18 protein-coding genes are annotated in these 18,165 nt (G+C 73.4%); 4 read left to right on the forward strand and 14 right to left on the reverse strand.

The window, feature by feature from the left end:
• The first annotated feature begins 275 nt into the window (after window positions 1-275).
• Complete coding sequence (locus ACH4PU_RS13655) at window positions 276-1,193, forward strand: helix-turn-helix domain-containing protein (protein WP_398270778.1); 918 nt, start codon at window positions 276-278, stop codon at window positions 1,191-1,193.
• A 397-nt stretch (window positions 1,194-1,590) separates the two neighbouring features.
• Here the strand turns inward: ACH4PU_RS13655 and ACH4PU_RS13660 are convergent, their stop codons facing one another.
• From ACH4PU_RS13660 to ACH4PU_RS13675, 4 genes are all read right to left on the reverse strand, one after another.
• Window positions 1,591-4,314 (reverse strand): polynucleotide kinase-phosphatase, encoded by a 2,724-nt coding sequence (locus ACH4PU_RS13660; RefSeq protein WP_398270781.1) that lies wholly within the window; start codon window positions 4,312-4,314, stop codon window positions 1,591-1,593.
• The gene (locus ACH4PU_RS13665) at window positions 4,311-5,798 is read right to left on the reverse strand and encodes a 3' terminal RNA ribose 2'-O-methyltransferase Hen1 (RefSeq protein ID WP_398270784.1); all 1,488 of its coding nucleotides are present in this window, start codon (window positions 5,796-5,798) and stop codon (window positions 4,311-4,313) included. Before ACH4PU_RS13665 ends, ACH4PU_RS13660 begins: the two co-directional genes overlap by 4 nt.
• A gap of 70 nt (window positions 5,799-5,868) precedes the next feature.
• Window positions 5,869-6,780: a homocysteine S-methyltransferase gene (gene mmuM / locus ACH4PU_RS13670; protein WP_398270787.1), complete on the reverse strand. Its 912-nt coding sequence runs from the start codon at window positions 6,778-6,780 to the stop codon at window positions 5,869-5,871.
• 166 nt (window positions 6,781-6,946) lie between these two features.
• Window positions 6,947-7,870 (reverse strand): LLM class F420-dependent oxidoreductase, encoded by a 924-nt coding sequence (locus ACH4PU_RS13675; RefSeq protein WP_398270914.1) that lies wholly within the window; start codon window positions 7,868-7,870, stop codon window positions 6,947-6,949.
• 247 nt (window positions 7,871-8,117) lie between these two features.
• Between ACH4PU_RS13675 and ACH4PU_RS13680 the strand changes: the two genes are divergently transcribed.
• Entirely contained in the window at window positions 8,118-8,315 is a 198-nt protein-coding gene (locus tag ACH4PU_RS13680; protein ID WP_398270790.1) for a hypothetical protein, read from the forward strand.
• A 59-nt stretch (window positions 8,316-8,374) separates the two neighbouring features.
• On the opposite strand, the gene ACH4PU_RS13685 is transcribed toward ACH4PU_RS13680, so the two are convergent.
• The 6 genes from ACH4PU_RS13685 to ACH4PU_RS13710 all read right to left on the reverse strand — a co-directional run bounded on the left by ACH4PU_RS13685 (window position 8,375) and on the right by ACH4PU_RS13710 (window position 12,409).
• The gene (locus tag ACH4PU_RS13685; protein ID WP_004948109.1) at window positions 8,375-8,833 is read right to left on the reverse strand and encodes a DUF6099 family protein; all 459 of its coding nucleotides are present in this window, start codon (window positions 8,831-8,833) and stop codon (window positions 8,375-8,377) included.
• A gap of 117 nt (window positions 8,834-8,950) precedes the next feature.
• A complete protein-coding gene (locus ACH4PU_RS13690; protein ID WP_398270793.1) occupies window positions 8,951-9,340 on the reverse strand; it encodes a nucleotide pyrophosphohydrolase in 390 nt (129 codons plus the stop codon).
• On the reverse strand, window positions 9,337-10,542 hold the full coding sequence (locus ACH4PU_RS13695; RefSeq protein ID WP_398270796.1) for an AAA family ATPase: 1,206 nt from the start codon (window positions 10,540-10,542) through the stop codon (window positions 9,337-9,339). Before ACH4PU_RS13695 ends, ACH4PU_RS13690 begins: the two co-directional genes overlap by 4 nt.
• Window positions 10,543-10,566: 24 nt before the next feature.
• Entirely contained in the window at window positions 10,567-10,980 is a 414-nt protein-coding gene (locus tag ACH4PU_RS13700; RefSeq protein ID WP_004948117.1) for a cell division protein SepF, read from the reverse strand.
• A gap of 149 nt (window positions 10,981-11,129) precedes the next feature.
• Window positions 11,130-11,441 (reverse strand): AzlD domain-containing protein, encoded by a 312-nt coding sequence (locus ACH4PU_RS13705; RefSeq protein WP_398270799.1) that lies wholly within the window; start codon window positions 11,439-11,441, stop codon window positions 11,130-11,132.
• Entirely contained in the window at window positions 11,438-12,409 is a 972-nt protein-coding gene (locus ACH4PU_RS13710; RefSeq protein ID WP_398270802.1) for an AzlC family ABC transporter permease, read from the reverse strand. Before ACH4PU_RS13710 ends, ACH4PU_RS13705 begins: the two co-directional genes overlap by 4 nt.
• Before the next feature lie 46 nt (window positions 12,410-12,455).
• On the opposite strand from ACH4PU_RS13710, the gene ACH4PU_RS13715 reads away from it, so the two are divergent.
• Together ACH4PU_RS13715 and ACH4PU_RS13720 are read left to right on the forward strand one after the other, a co-directional pair.
• On the forward strand, window positions 12,456-13,052 hold the full coding sequence (locus ACH4PU_RS13715) for a helix-turn-helix domain-containing protein (RefSeq protein ID WP_398270805.1): 597 nt from the start codon (window positions 12,456-12,458) through the stop codon (window positions 13,050-13,052).
• Between the two features lie 115 nt (window positions 13,053-13,167).
• Window positions 13,168-13,467, forward strand: coding sequence for a hypothetical protein (locus tag ACH4PU_RS13720; RefSeq protein ID WP_398270808.1), 300 nt, complete (start codon window positions 13,168-13,170; stop codon window positions 13,465-13,467).
• 698 nt (window positions 13,468-14,165) lie between these two features.
• On the opposite strand, the gene ACH4PU_RS13725 is transcribed toward ACH4PU_RS13720, so the two are convergent.
• The 4 genes from ACH4PU_RS13725 to ACH4PU_RS13740 form a co-directional block, all read right to left on the reverse strand.
• A complete protein-coding gene (locus ACH4PU_RS13725) occupies window positions 14,166-14,636 on the reverse strand; it encodes a DUF1707 domain-containing protein (protein WP_398270811.1) in 471 nt (156 codons plus the stop codon).
• A 97-nt stretch (window positions 14,637-14,733) separates the two neighbouring features.
• Window positions 14,734-16,578: an asparagine synthase (glutamine-hydrolyzing) gene (gene asnB / locus ACH4PU_RS13730; protein ID WP_398270814.1), complete on the reverse strand. Its 1,845-nt coding sequence runs from the start codon at window positions 16,576-16,578 to the stop codon at window positions 14,734-14,736.
• A gap of 60 nt (window positions 16,579-16,638) precedes the next feature.
• Window positions 16,639-17,877 carry a PLP-dependent aminotransferase family protein gene (locus tag ACH4PU_RS13735; protein WP_398270817.1) on the reverse strand — a complete coding sequence of 413 codons (1,239 nt, stop codon included), beginning with the start codon at window positions 17,875-17,877 and terminating at the stop codon, window positions 16,639-16,641.
• A 10-nt stretch (window positions 17,878-17,887) separates the two neighbouring features.
• A complete protein-coding gene (locus ACH4PU_RS13740) occupies window positions 17,888-18,142 on the reverse strand; it encodes an acyl carrier protein (RefSeq protein WP_398270820.1) in 255 nt (84 codons plus the stop codon).
• Window positions 18,143-18,165 lie beyond the last annotated feature (23 nt).

The following is an 18,165-nucleotide window of genomic DNA, read 5'->3' on the forward strand; positions in this document are numbered from 1 at the left end:
CAGGCAGGGATCGCCGGCCGGACCGGACCCTCGCGGCAGGTGACGGTTGTGGGCCGGGCCGGACCCTCTCGGCAGGCGGTGACGGTGAACCGGGCCGGGCTCCCGGTGGGCCGGGGGGTGCCGTCATCGCAGGTCCCGACGCCGGAACGGGTGCCGGTGCTCGCCGGGCCCTCGGCGGGGGGACGGGCGATGCCGCCGGCCTGGTCGGCTCCGGCCTCGGCTCCGGCCTCGGCTCCGGCCGGCCGGGGGACTCGCGCGGCCCGGACGGCTCCCGCGTGGACGGCTCCGGCGCGGGCGAGGCCGGGCGCGACCGCCAAGCGGCTCCCGACGGCTGGTACGACCTGCGTGTCTGCGCCATCGGTACGGCGGAGGACGACGCGCGCGCCCGCTCGTGGTTCCGCGCGCGGACCCCGCACGGCATCGACGACCTCGTCACCGCGGACACCGTCCTCGTCCCGGCCTCCGCCGACGTGTACGGCGACCCGCCAAGCGAGTTGGTGGAGGCCCTGCGTGAGGCGCACCGGCGGGGCGCGCGGGTGGTGTCCCTGTGCTCGGGCGCGTTCACGCTCGCGGCCACGGGACTGCTGGACGGCCGGACGGCGACGACGCACTGGGGGTACGCGCGGCTGCTCGGCGAGCGCTACCCGGCGGTGCGGGTGGACCCGTCCGTGCTCTACGTCGACCACGGCGACGTCATCACCGGCGCGGGCGCGACCGCGAGCATCGACGTCTGCCTGCACCTGGTCCGCCAGGACTTCGGTGTCGAGGCCGCGAACGCGGTGGCCCGTCGGCTGGTCGCGCCCGCCCACCGGCCGGGCGGCCAGGCACAGTTCATCCAGGCGCCGCTGCCCGAGCGGACCGACGACTCCCTGGCGCCCCTCCTCCACTGGGCCGCGCAGCGGCTCGCCGAACCCCTGACCGTCGCCGACCTCGCCCGCCGGGCGCACACCAGCCCCCGCACCCTCATCCGCCGCTTCCACGCGGCGACCGGAACGACGCCGATGCAGTGGCTCCAGGCCCAGCGCATCGCCCGGGCCCGGGAGTTGCTGGAGGCGAGCGACGCGTCCGTGGACCGCGTGGCCGAACTCTGCGGCCTGGGCACGGCGGCCAACCTCCGGCGCCGCTTCACCAAGGCGGTCGGCGTCCCGCCGAACGACTACCGGAGAACGTTCCGGGCCCGGCGGGCGGCGTAGGCCCTCACCTCGGAGGCACGGGCAAGCCCGGAGCCCGGAACGTCCGGACGGGCTGTTTTCAGCCCGTTGGGGGTCCCCCCTCTGGGGGAGTTTGAGGACGAGCGGCGAAGCCGCAAAAGGCGGGGTCAGAGGCGCGGCCCCAGGAAACGGTGAAGGGGCGGGGTTGGGGCCCTCCCGCCCTGCCCTCCCACCACACCACACGCATCCGGACGTTCCGGCGGTCGGCGGTCGGCGGTCGGCGGTCGGCGGTCGGCGGCGCGTCGACCTCGGTACACCCCGTCGTGAGCGCGGCGGCGAGACGAGCGGATCCGTGTCGCCGACCGTCCGCCGGGGCGACCGTCCGGCACGGCCGGCGACGCTGCCGGCCCGTACGGCCGCCCTCCGCACCCCCGTCGCCTCACAGCCGCGGGTCGACCGGCTCCGACTCCAGGGCCAGCACTGCGAACACCGCCTCGTGTACCCGCCACAGCGGCTCCCCGTCGGCCAGCCGGTCCAGGGCCTCCAGGCCCAGCGCGTACTCGCGGAGGGCCAGCGACCGCTTGTGGCCGAGGTGGCGGCCGCGGAGGCGGGCGAGGTTGTCCGGGCGGGTGTACTCGGGACCGTAGATGATCCGCAGGTACTCCCGGCCACGGCACTTGACGCCCGGCTGGACGAGACCGCCGTCCTCCTTGCGGAGGTACGCCTGGAGGGGCTTGACCACCATGCCCTCGCCGCCGTCGGCCGTGAGGTCCAGCCACCACCGGACGCCGGCGGCCACGGACGCCTCGTTCTCCGTGTCGACGACGAGCCGACGCGTGGGGGCGAGGACGCGGTTGACCCACGGGCCGCGGTAGCCGCAGGGCTGGTTGTTGAGCGCGGCGCCGGTCTCCTCGGCCTCGATCATCCGGTCGATCAGGCCCAGTTGCTCGTCGTGCGGCAGCCGGGCGAGGGACCTGCCCTCGGCGGCGAGTATCTGGAACGGCGCCAGCCGTATGCCGTCCAGCCCGTCCGTCCGCCGGGTGCCGGCGGGCCGCGGCAGCTCGTCGGGGGACGGCTCGCCGGGCCAGCCGCGCGTGGTGTCACCGACGGGCCAGCAGTACCGTCCGTACGCCTCCGTGAACGCCGCCGCGTCCGCCGCGCGTTCGCGCTGGTGCCCGAGCAGGCCCTCGACGTCCACGCCGCGGGCCGCCGCGCCCTCCAGCGCGGCCAGCGCAGCGGGGAAGACCGCGCGGGAGGCGGCGCCCACGGCCGCGTACTGGTTGCGGAGGAGCCCGCCCGCCTTCAGGGACCAGGGCATCAGCTCGGCGTCCAGCAGCAGCCAGTCCGTGCCCAGCTCTTGCCACAGCCCGGCGCCGTCGACGCTCCGCGCCACCCGGGTCAGCAGCCGCCGCGCGGTCTCCTGGTCGTCGAAGAACGGCCGGCCGGTGCGGGTGACGATCGCCCCCGGGACGCCTTCCGGCGTGTGGAACCGCTCGTGGGCCGTCGCCGCGTCCCGGCAGACCAGGACCACGGCCCGCGACCCCATGTGCTTCTCCTGGCAGACGACCTGCCGGACCCCTTCCGCGCGGTAGGCGGCGAACGCCTCGGCCGGGTGCTCCAGATAGCCGTCCTCGCGGGAGGTGGCGCAGGGCGCCATCGTCGGCGGCAGGTAGAGCAGGTGACGCGGGTCCGCGGCGAAGCGGCTCATCACCTCCAGTGCGGCGGCGGCGTTCTCCTCCTTCACGGCGAGCCGGCCCATGTGCCGGGTCTCGACCACGCGGCGGCCGGTGACGTCGGCGAGGTCGAGGGGCCGGCCGTCGGTTCCGCCCGGCGCGTCCTGGGCCAGCGGCCTGGCCGGCTCGTACCAGACCCGTTCGGCGGGCACGTCCACCAGCTCCCGCTCGGGCCAGCGCAGCGCGGTCAGCTTGCCGCCGAAGACGGCGCCGGTGTCGAGGCAGATGGTGTTGTTGAGCCACGTGGCACTGGGGGTGGGGGTGTGGCCGTAGACGACGGCAGCCCGGCCGCGGTAGTCCTCGGCCCACGGGTAGCGCACGGGCAGGCCGAACTCGTCGGTCTCCCCCGTCGTGTCGCCGTACAGCGCGTGCGAGCGGACCCGGCCGGAGGTGCGGCCGTGGTACTTCTCGGGCAGACCGGCGTGGCAGACCACGAGCGCCCCGCCGTCCAGCACGTAGTGGCTGACCAGCGACCGGATGAAGGCGTGGGCGCGCTCCCGGAACTCCGGTTCCTCCCGCTCCAGTTGCTCGATCGTCTCCGCCAGACCGTGGGTGTGCCGGACGGTGCGTCCGGACAGGTGACGGCCGAGCTTGTTCTCGTGGTTGCCGGGGACGCACAGGGCGTGCCCGGCCTCGACCATGCCCATCGCCAGGCGCAGCACGCCGGGGCTGTCCGGGCCACGGTCGACCAGGTCGCCGACGAACACGGCGGTGCGCCCCGCCGGATGGACGCCGTCCACCGGCCGGCCCCGGTCGTCGCGCTCGATGCGGTAGCCGAGCCGGGCGAGCAGGCTCTCCAGCTCGGCGCGGCAGCCGTGCACGTCGCCGATGATGTCGAAGGGGCCGGTGAGGTGTCGCAGGTCGTTGAAGCGGCGCTCGCGGACGATCTCGGCGGCCTCGACCTGCTCCGTGCCACGCAGGACGTGCACCTTGCGGAACCCCTCGCGCTCGAGGTGGCGGAGGGAGCGGCGGAGCTCGCGCTGGTGGCGCTGGATGACGCGGCGCGGGAGCGCGGCCCGGTCTGGACGGGCGGCGTTGCGGGCGGCGCAGACCTCCTCGGGGACGTCGAGGACGATCGCGACGGGCAGCACGTCGTGCTCACGGGCGAGCCGGACCAGGTGCTTGCGCGCTTCCGGCTGGACGTTGGTGGCGTCCACCACGGTCAGCCGCCCGGCGGCGAGCCGTTTGCCCGCGATGTAGTGCAGGACGTCGAAAGCGTCCGAGGTCGCCGCCTGGTCGTTGGTGTCGTCGCTGACCAGCCCCCGGCACACGTCGGAAGAGAGCGTCTCGGTGGGCGCGAAGTGCCGGGCGGCGAAGGTGGACTTGCCGGAGCCGGTGGCACCGACGAGGACCACGAGGGAGAGGTCCGGCACGGCGAGGGTGCGCACCCCCGCGTCCGGTGCGCTGTGCGGGGTGACGGTGGTGCTCATGCGGCCTTCGCCTCCTTCGGGGTCGTGTCGGGGCTCGCGTCGTGGGTCGTGTCGCGCCGGAAGACCGCCATCTGGGTCGGGGGGCCGACCTCGGGGTCGTCGGGGCCTACGGAGTGGAACTCCGCCCGGTAGCCGTACCGTTCGGCCACCGCGCCGGCCCAGCCGCGGAACTCCTCGCGCGTCCACTCGAAGCGGTGGTCCGCGTGCCGGACGTGCCCGGCGGGCAGGGACTCCCAGCGGACGTTGTACTCCACGTTCGGGGTGGTGACGACGACGGTCCCAGGGCGCGCGGACCCGAACACCGCGTGCTCCAGCGCCGGCAGCCGCACCAGGTCGACGTGCTCGACGACCTCGCTGAGGACGGCGGCGTCGTAACCGGCCAGGCGCCGGTCGGTGTAGGCGAGCGAACCCTGGAAGAGGCGCACCCGCGCGGCCTGCCGCTCGTGCATCCGGTCCAGGCGCAGCCTTCGCGACGCCTCCCGCAGCGCGCGCACCGACACGTCGACGCCCACGACCTCGGTGAACCGGGGGTCCTTGAGCAGCTCCCCCACCAACTGCCCCTGCCCGCACCCCAGGTCGAGCACCCGGGCGGCCCCGGCGGTGCGCAGGGCGCCGACGATGGCCTCGCGCCGCCGGACGGCCAGCGGCACCGGCTTCTCCTCGGTGTCCACCGTCTCGTCCACGGCGTTGTCGAGCTCCTCGGGCTCCGCGCCCTCGGCCTCGGCGAGCCGTGCCAGGGCGAGCCGTTCGAGGGCGTCCCGGGCCAGGGACCGGCGGCGGGCGAGGAAACGGTCGGCGATCAGCCGCCGCTCGGGATGACCGGCCAGCCACCCCTCGCCGGAACGGAGGAGCTTGTCCACCTCGTCCGGGGCGACCCAGTAGTGCTTGGCGTCGTCCAGCACCGGCAGCAGCACGTAGAGCTGCCGCAGCGCGTCGGCGAGCGACTGCTCGCCCTCCAGCACCAGCGCGACGTAGCGGGAGTCCCCCCACTCCGGGAACCGCTCGTCCAGCGGCAGCGGCCGCGCCGTCACCGTCCAGCCGAGCGGCACGAAGAGGCGCTCCACCAGCCCGGCCCCGCCACGCGCGGGCACCACGGGCAGCTCGATCCGCAACGGCAGGCGTCGGTCGACGAGTTCGGGCCGCGCGGCGCACTTCCCCTTCATCGCGCTGGAGAAGACACCGCCCAGGGCCACGGCCAGCAGGGAGGACGCGGCGTAGGGGCGGTCGTTGACATACTGTGCCAGCGCCGCGTCGGGCGCACCCCCGCGTCCCTTTCCGCCGCCCCGCCGGACGAGCGCCACGGGGTCCACCTCCAGCAGCAGCGCCACCGTGCAGCGCTCCGCCGTCGCCTCCGGGTAGAAGACGTGCGCGGTGCCATGGGAGGTCGAGAACCGCTGCGCCCGCCCGGGATGCTTGTGCAGCAGGAAGCCCAGGTCGGTCGCGGGAACGTCGTCATGGCCGGTGGTAGTCAGGGTGAGGAACACGCGTCCGAGTATCGCCGCAGGCCGGCCTTCTTCCCCACCCGTTTTCCGACCGCCTCCCGCCGGCGGCCCCTCAGTCCCGCCCTTCCATCCGGGCGGCCAGCTCCGCGATCCGCTCCGGTCCGACACGGCAGCAGCCACCGACGAGCCGCGCCCCCGCGGCCACCCAGGCGTCCACCCGCCCGGCGTCGAAGGCGGGCCGCCCCCGCCACCGCCGTGCCTCGTCATCCCACCCCTCCCCACTGTTCGGATACACCACGACCGGCTTCCCGGTCACTCGCGCCGCGACCCGCACGGCCTCCTCCACCTCGCCCGGTTCACAGCAGTTGACGCCCACGGCGACGACCTGGTCGTTCCCCGCGGCGAGCGCGAACGCCTCCGCCAGCGGCTGCCCGGCCCGGGTCCGCCCGCCGTCGCAGCTGTACGACAGCCAGACCGGCACCCCGCACCCGCGTACGGCCCGCAGCAGCGCCCGCCCTTCGTCGGCGTCCGGCACCGTCTCCAGCGCCAGGACGTCCGGCCCGGCCGCGGCCAGCACCTCGATCCGCGGCCGGTGGAAGCGCTCCAACTCCGCCACCCCCAGCCCGTACCGCCCCCGGTACTCACTGCCGTCCGCGAGCATCGCCCCGTACGGGCCGACGGACGCGGCGACCCACACCTCCCGCTCCCCCTCGGCCGCCGCCCGCCGCGCCAGTGCGACGCCGCGCCGCAGCAGCCCGGCGGCCTCCTCCCGGCCGACACCCCGCCGGGCGAACCCTTCGAAGGTGGCCTGGTAGCCGGCGGTGATGAGCACCCGCGCGCCCGCCCGTACATACGCCGCGTGCGCCCGCTCGATCTGCTCCGGCCCGTCCATCAGCAGCCGGGCCGACCAGAGCGCGTCGGACAGGTCGCAGCCCTGCGCCTCCAGTTGGTTGGACAGCCCGCCGTCGAGGACGAGCGGCCCGCGCGCGAGCGCGGCGGCGAACGGTGTGCGGGGTGGGGTCATCGCGTACGGTCCTCGTTCTCCGGGCTCTTCCGGCGCTCCGGCGCGTCCGGTCCTCCGGCTCGTCCGATGCACCAGCGTCTCCGGCGCTCCGGACCCTTCCGGCGCGCCCGGCTCTCCGGTGCTCCGGGCGCTTCCGGTGCTTCGCCCGCGCTCCTTCCTTCCGCTCTCAGCCCAGTTGCGCCTGGACCTCGGCGGAGATCAGTTCGAGGTGGTCGAGGTCGTCCAGGTCCAGGATCTGGAGGTAGACCCGGGACGCCCCGATCTCCGCGTACCGGCCGATCTTGTCGACCACCTCGGCCGGGGAACCCGCCAGGCCGTTGGCCTTGAGCTCGTCGACCTCCCGTCCGATGGCCGCCGCCCGCCGCGCCGCCTCGGCGTCGTCCTTGCCCACGCACACGACCAGGGCGTTGGAGTACACCAGGTCGTCGGGCTTGCGCCCCGCCTCCTCCGCGGCCGCCCGCACCCGTCCGAACTGCCGCTCGCTGTCCGCCACGGACGCGAAGGGGACGTTGAACTCGTCGGCGTAGCGGGCGGCGAGCCGCGGCGTCCGGGACGCCCCCAGGCCACCGATCAGCACCGGCACCTTGGGCTGGGCGGGCTTGGGCAGGGCCGGCGAATCGGCCAGCCGGTAGTACTCACCGTCGAAGTCGAACGTCGCGCCCACCTCCGTTTCCCACAGTCCCGTGACGATCGCCAGCTGTTCCTCCAGGCGCCCGAACTTCTCCTTGGGGAAGGGGATGCCGTACGCCGTGTGCTCCGCCTCGTACCAGCCCGCGCCCAGCCCCAGCTCGACGCGGCCGCCCGACATCCGGTCGACCTGCGCCACCTGGATGGCCAGCACGCCCGGCAGCCGGAAGGTACCCGCGGTCATCAGCGTCCCGAGCCGGATCCGCCGGGTCTCCCGGGCCAGCCCGGCCAGAGTGATCCAGGCGTCGGTCGGGCCGGGCAGCCCGTCGGAGGAGCCCATGGCCAGATAGTGGTCGGAGCGGAAGAAGGCGTCGAAGCCGAGGTCCTCGGTGGCCTTGGCGACCGTGAGGAGGGTGTCGTAGTCCGCCCCCTGCTGGGGCTCGGTGAAGATGCGCAGGTCCATACGGTCCATCCTGCACCTTCGAACACAGGTCAACGCACCGCCCCCGCGCCGCCGCACCGACCCCTGTCGGGTGAATCTCCCCCGCTCTCACCTGCCGTCCGGGCACCGGCCAGTGTCCGGCCCGCACGGTGATCGTTGGCTTCGGCGGAGCCGGACCGCCCGGCCCGCGCACCGGTTTTCCCCGCCGGAGGCGACGACCGTCACACCGCTCCCCCAGCCTGGAGGAGCCCAGGGCCGAGGAGGCCGTATGCACCAGGAAGCCGTGCCCGCCGAGGCAGTGCCCCAACAGGCCGCTCCCCCACGCCAGGACCCACCCAAGGGCCTGCTGCAACAGATGGAGGAGCTGATGGCCGCGCTGAACGCCGATCTGTCGCGACTCGACGCCGACCTGCAGTCCTCGGCCGAGCGGCCCGCGCCCGCACGCGAGGACACCGCCGACGGCTGATCCCCCGTACCCCGCTCCGTACCTCCGGCCGCGTCCCGGCCGGATTCCCCCGCCGTACCTCATGCGGCGCCCCCTCTCTCCCGCAGGGCGAGCCGTCTCAGCAGCCCGCCCACCCGGTCCCCGGTCTCGTCGGCCGCGTCTATGGCCTCGATGCACTGCCAGTAGAGGCCGTCCTCCTCGCAGGCACAGGCCACACCGACCAGGGCGATACCCACGTCACCGAGGAGCGCGGCGAGGCCCGTCAGCACCCCCCAGGGATCGCGGACGGCCGAGAGCCGCGCCGCCCGTAAGCCTCCGGAGCGCAGGGCGACCTGCCGCAGCGCCCCGGAGGCCCGGCCGCCGGCCTCGCTCAGCCCGCACGCCGCGGCCCGCGCCTCGAAGGGACCGTGCGCGGCCAGATGACCACCCACAGCCTGGGCCAAGGCTTGGGTCTGCCATGCCTCGGCGACGATGTCCTGCATCGTCCTGGCTTCGGCCAGGGCGAGCCGGGTGGCCTCGATCAACCGCAGTGCGTCCATTGCCGGTCCCCCAGTTTCCGCCTGTGCGCTCTCACTACCCAGAGTGATGACTAACCGCCGGAAAAGCCAGGGGAATTCAGAAATCTGTGGATACCAAATCCGCTGTGGACAACTCAATCACTCCGGAGAGTGACGATCCGGCGAACCCTGACGGATGTTCGATCGCCCCCCAACTACCGGAAACCGCCGCTCGTTCCTTTCGATCTTGGCGGAGAGCGCGGCCAGGACGTCGACCCCCAACACGTCGCAGAACTGCAGGAGATAGGCGAGCACGTCCGCGACCTCGTCCTTCACCCGCTCCGCCGTGCCCGCATCCGCCATCACCCGCGCGGATTCCTCGGGCGTCAGCCACTGGAAGATCTCCAGGAGTTCGGACGCCTCGACGCTGAGCGCCGCCGCGAGGTTCTTGGGGGTGTGGAAGGGCTGCCAGTGGCGCGCGGCGGCGAAGTCCGCCAGCCGGCGCCGCAGGGCGTCGAGGTTCTGAGCGGACGCGTGGTGCTCGGTCATGCCTCCAGGTCTACCATCGAGACCCCCGGCAGCCCCGACGCCACCTCTGCCATCTCCCGCCCCACCGTGCCCACGAGCCTGATATGCCCCCGCTCGCACATCCGCGCCGCCAGTTCCACCAACTCTCGCGACTGGCAAGGATCGAGGCATCGGTCCAAACCGTCCGCCAGCACGGTGAGCGTCTGCAGCGCGGACAGCACCTCGGCGGCGGGCTCCACCGCGAGCACATCAGGCCCCGTCAGTAACACCAAGCACAGGGCCAGATAACGCAGTTCGCCGTCCCCGAGCCGTTCCAGCGCGGTCTCGGCTTCCGCGCCCCGCGCCAGGACGGCCCGGACGAAGCCGCCGTCCAGCCTCCGCGCCTCCACCCCCTCGACCCGACCCCGGCAGCCCGCGTCCGCCGCCTTCACCAGGGCCGCGTGCCGGATCGAGCACTCGCTCGCGGTACGGCCCAGCACGGCGGCAACGTTGTCACAGGCGCTCCGCAGCCGGCCGTCCCGCGCGGCGACGGGCGTCCGCATCAACTCGGGCCGGGGGTCACAGGGGAAAACGGAGCGCAGGGCGACGACGACCTGCTCCGCGGCGTCGAGCACCAGCCGCTGCCCCGCCGTCTTGCCCGCCACCCGCAGCGGCAGGAGCGCGGTACCCAGCCGGTCGTCCGGCAGGGGTGCCCGGGTGACCGGGACCGCGCCGGCCGTGTGCCACGCCGCCTCCACCGTCGGCAGCCCGGGGTCGCGCAGTGCTGTGGTCAACAGCGTCCGCCCGCCGCCCGTCAGGCGCTCGCCGACCACCCGGACCTCCGGCTCCGCCTGCACGGCCAGGTCCAAACGGACCGGACCGACGGGTCCGTCGACCGTGCAGCCGATCCGGAACCCCCGCCTCCCCTGTGCGTCCGGACGGGCCCGGTGCGGGACGCAGGCCGGGGCCCCGCCCGCCACCGGCGCGAGGGCCTCGGCCAGCCCGTCACCTCCCGCGAGCCGGGCCAGCACCTCGTACGCCTGGAGCACGCTGGACTTCCCGCTGCCGCTGGCGCCCCGGAAGAGGGTCAGCGGGGCCAGCGCGAAGCCGGCGTTGCGGTGCGACTTGAAGGCGGAGAGCCGCAGTTCGGTGACGGCGGGGCGCCGGGGCGGCTGCGCGGCGGCGGGCCCGGCGCCGCGCGCGTCACGCGTCTTCGCGACCGGGCCGTGGGATGCGACGGACATGCCCGGACCGTATGACCCGGTGGATCAGCCAAACCGTTTCAGCCTGTCGTTCTTCCTACGATCGGAGTACGTCGAAGCGACTTCCGTGCCTTCGGGCGCCAACAGGAAGACATTGGTGTCGACGCGGTGCATGCCGCTGCCGAGCCCGAACACGACACCGCTGGAGAAGTCGAGGATGCGCTTGGCGACGTCGGTGTCCGCGCTGGTGAGATCGAGGAGCACGGGTGTGCCGTTGATCAAATGCTCCGCCACCTCGCGGGCGTCCGCGAAGATCTGCACCCGGAGGACCACGAGCCTCCGCTGGTTCGGTTCCGTCTCCGGCTCCTCCTCGGGGAGCGACCGGTGGTTGGACCAGGACGGCCAGGTGTGATGACCGCGCAAGGGCACGACCTCGGCCAGCCCCTCCCACTGCTCGTCGGTGGCCTCTGACCTGTTCACCGGATCACCCCTCCGGGGAACGCGCTGGTTATGTACATCCGGCGATTCTAGGGAAAAGGGCGCCTCCATTCGGCCCAATGACACGCGTGGCGCCTCATCAGGCGGCTCCGAGCCCCGTCCCGTGGGCCCCGGCGGACGTCCGACGCCCCTCAACTCACCCCCAGCAACCGGAGTGACGCGGTCGTGGCCGCTGCCGCCACCACGACGATCAGGAAGGAAACCTTCCGGAGCGCCAGCACGGCGCCGACGAGGACGCCGGCGGGGCGCGCCCAGCCCGCGAAGCCATGACCGGCCGTCAGCGCCGACACAGCCGCCATGGCGCAGAGCAGGACGGTCGCGGAGGCCGACAGCGCCACGCGGACGCGCCCGGACGGTTCGAACCGGTTGTGTAGGAGGGGGCCAGAGAGGCGGAGGAGGTAGGTGCCGAGGGCGAGGGCCAGGATGGTCCAGAGGGTTGTCATGGGAGGTCGCCTGCTGACGGGTCGGGAGGCTTCGGGGCGTTCGGAGTCCGTGGGGCTATCGGGGCCGCCGGGGCGTTGAGGGCGTTGAGGGCGTTCGGAGGCTTCGGGGCCTCCGGGGCCTCCGGGGCCTCCGGAGTTCTTCGGTCCTTCGGCTCGGCGTTCGTCCCAGGCTCCGGGCCCCGGGCGACTCCCGTCTCCCGGACGGGCGCCGGACGCCGCGCAGGCGCCGCGTCCCGCACGGGTTTCGCGTCCCCCACGGGTTTCGTACTCCGCGCAGGATTCGCCCTCCGCCCCGACGCCGGCACCTTCCACAACGCCGCCGGCAGTCCAAGGAGAGCCAGCAACACCGGCACCCCGTTCGGCAGGAAGGGCGATGCGGCCAGCGCCACGGCGACTCCCGCCGACGCGGCCCGCCGCGGACCGGTTTCACGCAGCGCCGGAAGTACCAGGGCCAGCAGGACCATGGGTTCGGCGGCGTCGAGCCCCAGGGCGCGCGCGTCGCCCACCGCCCGGCCGGCCAGGGCGCCGAGGAGGGTGCCCGCGTTCCAGGTGACGAACAGGACGCCGCCGCAGAGGAAGTAGGCCGCCCGGCGCCGCGCGGGGTCGCGTTCGGCGCGGGCGAAGGCGACCGCCTGGTCGACCAGAAGGTGGCTGCCGAGCAGGCGGGCCGGCCGGCGCAGCGCCAGGACGTCGGAGATCGTCAGGCCGTACACGAGCAGACGCGCGTTGAGCAGGAGCCCGGCGGCCACGGCGGCGACGGCCCCGCCGCCGCCCAGCACGATGTCGAGCGTGGCGAACTGTGCCCCGCCCGCGAACACCGTCAGGGACATGACCAGCGGCACCCAGGCGGGCTGTCCGGCGGAGACGGCGATGGCACCGAAGGAAGCGCCGACCACGCCCATCGCCACGCCGACCGCCCCGATGTTCCGCACCACGGAGCGATCGAGTGTTCTCCAGAGCGAACGCATGGTCGATAGAATGAACGCCGCAGGAGTCGTTCGTCAAGGAGAACAAGTGGACCGCTATAGCGAACACGCCTCGGACGGCCGGCCGGGGCGGCCGCCCCGCCCACCGCTGGCCCGCATCGCCGCCTCGCTCCGGACGGAACGCGAGCACATCGGCCTGTCGCTGTCGGAGCTGGCCAAGCGCGCCGGGATCGCCAAGTCCACGCTGTCCCAACTGGAGTCGGGCACGGGCAACCCGAGCGTGGAGACGCTGTGGGCGCTCAGCGTGGCCTTGGACGTCCCGTTCAGCAGGCTCGTGGATCCGCCCCGACCCCGGGTCACCGTGCTCCGCCTCGGCGAGGGCGCCGCCGTACCGTCGGAGCACGCGGACTACACCGCGACCCTCCTCGCCTCCTGCCCGCCCCACGCCCGCCGCGACCTCTACATACTCCAGGTGGAACCGGGCGCCCCGAAGGCGTCGGATCCCCACTCCCCAGGGACGACGGAGCACGCCGTGGTCGCGTCGGGGAGGGCACTGATCGGTCTCAGCGACGAGCCGCTGGAGCTCGGACCCGGCGACTACATCAGCTACCCGGGCGACGTTCCGCACATCTGCCAGGCCCTGGAGGCGGGCACGACCATCGTCATGGTGATGGAGCACACCTGACGAGGTGAGGGGCATCCCTCACCCGATGGAGGGACTGCGCATAGAGTAGTTGAGCGATTACTATGCGTGCATGTCTCGGTGGGGTCCCGCGCGCACACGGCCTATTCTACAGGCCGTGACCGCCGTGCTGGTCTCCCTGCTGCTGGTGCTGTCCGGCGGCGATCCCGCCCTCGCGGTGGGCGATCGGGGGCGGGAAGAGCGGTCCGCCTCAACGGAGTTCAGCGCCTCCGACGACCGTACGGTGGACGCCGTCACCCCGGAGGACACGCAGGCCGGCGTACAGCGTCGGCAGCGCACCGGGCTGGACGCCCTCGCCCCACAGTCCTTCGTCGTCCCGGACCGTCCCGCCGCCCCGCTCGACTCCGCTTCCTCTCTCCCGGCACGACTCGCGCGGAACGCCGTCCTGCGCTGCTGAGGTGACCCGCGCCGCCCCGCCGTGCGGCGGCGCCGTCGCGTCCCTCGACCACCGGCAAGAGAGCAAGAGAGCAGAGACGTCATGCCGCTCGACCCCGCGCGGGCCGTGAGCGCTTATTTGCGCGCCCAGGCGTACCGCGATCAGTTCCGACCACTTTCCGCCGACTCCCCTTCCGCGTCCGGCAGTTCCGGAGACGCGGGGCGGGTGGGGGGTTCCCGTTCCGCTTCCCGCGCCGACGTGGGCACGGACGCGGACGCGCGGAGCGATTCCGGCTCTCCGCGTCCGTCCCGCGATCCGTTCACCGCTTGGCGCGAACGGCCGGAGCCCGCCACGGAAGCACGGTTCCCCGACGCTGAACCACCCCTTGAACCGTCCCTCGGACCATCCCTCGCCCTCGCCGCGCCGGAGTCAGGGCGACCGCCGCGCCGCACCGCCCGGCCGTTCACCCGCCTCCTACTGTCCCTGCGCCGACTCCGCGACGCCTCACCAGCCCCTGCCACCACGTCAGGCTCGCCGCCCTGCGGGCCACCCCGGCGGGAGCCATCGCGTTACACGAGGTAGCGAGACGAGAGAACCGTTTCCGCGCCACCGGGCGGCCGGCTGATCTCCCGACGGCCGACCATCCGAGGCCTCCCCGTGCGTGGCGACCGACACCTCCCGCACGGGGAGTCCAGGGACCCCATTGCACACCCGCCCCCTCAGCCCCTCCGCCCCCGCCGTGACAGCCGGTCGGCCGCGAAAGCGATGGGTGGGGCGAGGAACATGAAGAGCCAGTTGCCCGTGGCGAAGCTGACGCCTGCGGCCGCGGCGGCGCCGACGGGTACGCCGAGGAGGGTGCCGGCGAAGCGGTCGGTGGGGCGGGGGCGGCGGTCAGTGCGGGTCGGGAGGCCCAAGGGGCCTCGGTGGGGCTCCGGGGTGGTCGGCTGGGCGGGGGCCGGGGGGAGGGGGGTGGCCGGGGTGGTGGCGGCGAGGGTGGGGCGGGGTTCGGGGAGGTCCTTGAAGAGGGCCAGGATGTCGGCCTGGGTGCGGGCCTCGTTGAGGGCCTCGGCGCGCTCGCCGTATTCGTCGATGGTCAGCCGGCCCTGGCGGCTGTGCGTGGTCAAAGCATCGAGGGCTTCCTCGCGCTCGTCGTCGCCGATGCGGAGCTTGGTTTTGTCGAGCTTGGTCACGCGCCTGATCCTATCGTCGGGCGGAATGGGCGGGTCCGGTTGTGTCGGGCGAGGGGAAGGAGGGGCGCGCCATCGGATCGGCGCGCCCCATGCCCTGTCAGGCGAGGCGCAGTTCCGGGTTGTACAGGTCGAACCAGACCGCCACGTCCAGCGCGCGCTCGATGCCGTTGCGGGCGCCCAGCGGCATCTCCGTGGCGTCGATCGCCAGAACCTGGCGCAGCCAGCCCTCGTTGACGAGCTGGAAGGCCGGGTGGTCGGAGTCGGAGAGCAGGTCGCGGGCCTGGGTCTGGAGGGCCTTGACGTAGTCCGGGTCCTGGGTGGAGGGGTAGAAGTTCTTCGCCCGCTCGACCACCGACCGGGGCAGGCGGTCGCGGGTGGCGGCGCGCAGCAGGCTCTTCTCGCGGCCGTCGAACGTCTTCATCGACCAGGGGGTGTTGTAGACGTACTCGACCAGGCGGTGGTCGCAGAACGGCACCCGGACCTCCAGGCCGGCCGCCATGCTCATGCGGTCCTTGCGGTCGAGCATGGTGCGGACGAAGCGGGTGAGGTGGACGTACGAGCTGCGGCGCATCCGGTACTCGAAGTCGCTCTCGCCCTCGACGGTGCCGACCTCCGCGCTGACCCGCGCGAAGCTCTCGTGCAGGTGGCCGCCCAGGTCGAGGGCGCCGAGGACCTCGGGGCGGACGACGCCGAGGGGGCTGTAGTCGCCGTTCTCGCCGAGGTTGATCAGCCAGGGGAAGAAGTCCGCCTGCTGGGCCGCCGGGTCGTGGAACCAGCGGTAGCCGCCGAACAGTTCGTCCGCGGACTCGCCCGAGAGGGCGACCGTGGAGCGCTCGCGCACAGCGCGGAAGAGGAGCAGCAGGGACATGTCGATGTCGCCCATGCCGGCCGGCAGGTCGCGGGCGGCGACGACGGCGCGGCGCAGCTCCGGGTCGGCGAGCTGGCGGTGGTCGATGAGGATGTCGGTGTGGTCGGAGTTCACGTGTCCGGCCACGTCGTGGGCGAAGGGGGTGTCCCGGGCGACGCGCAGCTGGTCGGGGGTGAAGCTCTCGTCGTGGCTGGTGAAGTCCACGGCGAAGCTGCGCAGTCGCTCGCCCTTGGCGCTCAGGTGCCCGGCCGCGAGGGCGGTGATGCTGCTGGAGTCCAGGCCGCCGGAGAGCAGGACGCAGCGCGGGACGTCGGCCACCAGCTGGCGGGCGACGGCGTCCTCGAGCAGCTCGCCGACGCGGGCGACGGTCTTGTCCGTGTCGTCGGTGTGGCGGTTGGCCTCGAGGCGCCAGTAGGTGTGCTCCCGGTGCCCGTTGCGGTCGACGGTCACGATCGTGCCCGGCTTGACCTCGGACATGCCGGCCCAGACGGCCTGGCCCGGGTCCTTGGTGAAGGTGAGCAGCTCGCGCAGGCCCGCGACGTCGACGACACGCTCGGCCAGCGGGTTGGCGAGGATCGCCTTGGGCTCGGAGCCGAACAGCACGCCGTCGGCGGTCGGGTAGTAGTAGAACGGCTTGATGCCGAGGCGGTCGCGGACGAGGACCAGCTTCTCGGTCCGGCCGTCCCAGACCGCGAAGGCGTACATGCCGTTCAGGTGCTCGGCGACCTTCTCGCCCCACTCCAGGTAGGCGTGGAGCACGACCTCGGTGTCGCTGGTGGTACGGAACCGGTGGCCGCGGCGCGCCAGTTCGTCGCGCAGCTCGGTGAAGTTGTACGCCTCGCCGCTGTAGGTGAGGGCGACGGTGCCGGCGGGCGTCTCCTCGACCATGGGCTGCTTGCCGCCCTCCAGGTCGATGATGGACAGGCGCCGGTGGCCGAGCGCGATGTGGCGGTCCGTCCAGACGCCGTACGCGTCGGGGCCGCGCAGCGCCATGGTGGCGGTCATCGCCTCGACGGTGGGGCGCTCGCGCTCGAGGTCACGGCCGTAGGAGAGCCAGCCTGCAATTCCGCACATGGTGGTTGTTCACCCAATCCTGGGGTTGTGAAATGGTCGTTCGGCCGAGGGACCGGCTGTTTACCGGGTCCGGTACTCGGTGATCGCGAGGCCCAGTCGACGGACCCCTTCCGCGATGCGTTCCGGTGTGGGGTAGCTGAAGGAGAGCCGCAGTTCGCTCCGGCCGCGTCCGCTCCCCTCCGCGTAGAAGGCGCTGCCGGGGACGTACGCGACCTTGTGCCGCTCGGCGTAGGGCATCAGCGCGTCCGTGTCGACGCCGTCCGGGACGGTGACCCAGACGAAGAAGCCGCCTTCGGGCCGGGTCCAGCGGCTGCCCTCCGGCAGGTGCTCGGCGAGCGCGTCGAGCATGGCGTCGCGGCGGACGCGGTAGCTGTCCCGGTAGGTCTCGATCTGCGCCCGCCAGTCGTGCCGGGCCAGGTAGCGGGAGAGCACGGCCTGGGTGAAGGCGGGCGGGCAGAGGGTCGTGGACTCCGCGGCCTGCACCAGCTTCTCCCGGACGGCGGCCGGGGCGGTGACCCAGCCGATGCGCAGGCCGGGGGCGATGGTCTTGGAGAACGAGCCCAGGTAGACGACGTTCTCGGCGTCGAGCGAGCGGAGCGCCGGGAACGTCCGTCCGTCGAGCGCGAGCATGCCGTACGGGTTGTCCTCGACGACGAGGACGTCGTGCTCCGCGCAGATCGCCAGCACCTCGGCGCGGCGCTCGACGGCGAGGGTGACGCCCGCGGGGTTGTGGAAGTTCGGCACGGTGTAGAGGAACTTGGGCCGCCGCCCGGCGCGTTCGGCCGCTTGGAGCGCCGCGCGCAGTTCGTCCGGGACCAGCCCCCGGTCGTCGACCGGCACCTGGACGACGTCCGCCCGGTACGAGGCGAAGACACCGAGGGCGCCGATGTAGCTGGGGGCCTCGGTGAGGACGAGGTCGCCCGGGTCGCAGAAGATGCGGGTGACCATGTCCAGGGCCATCTGCGAGCCGACGGTGACGACGACGTCGTCCGGGTCGGCGGTGATGCCCTCCAGGGCCATCACCTCGCAGATCTGCTCGCGCAGCTTGGGCAGGCCCTGGGCGGAGCCGTACTGGAGCACGACCTTGCCGCCGAGGGAGACCAGGCCGGCGGTCTCGTCGGCGATGGCCCGCTGCGGAAGTCCCTCCAGGTTGGGCATGCCGCCGGCGAGCGACACCACGTCGGCGCGGCCGCGCACGGCGAAGAGGGTAGGGATCTCCGAGGGCTTGATGCCCTCGGCGCCGCGGGCCATCCGGGCGAGGTGCCGCTCGCCCGCGCGCGGCGGGGTGGTCGTCGTCATGCGGGCTCCCCTACGCGGCCGAGGTGACGGCGCCGACGACGGCCCACAGGCCGGCGACCGAGGCGAACGCCTCGAAGGTCAGCTCGGACTCCGGGATGCGGACCCCGTACTCGGTCTCCAGGTCCATCAGCAGGCTGATCATGCCCATGGAGTCCAGGCCGAGGTCCATCAGGTTGGCCTCGGGCAGGAGGGCGTCCCCGGCCGGGAGGTCGGGAAGGTTGCGGCGGAGGACCTGCTCGAAACGGTCGTCCCACTGGGTGCTCATGTACGGCTCCTGTCGTGTCTGCT

The sequence above is a fragment of the Streptomyces sp. NPDC021100 genome (assembly GCF_044333095.1).
Lineage (GTDB): Bacteria > Actinomycetota > Actinomycetes > Streptomycetales > Streptomycetaceae > Streptomyces.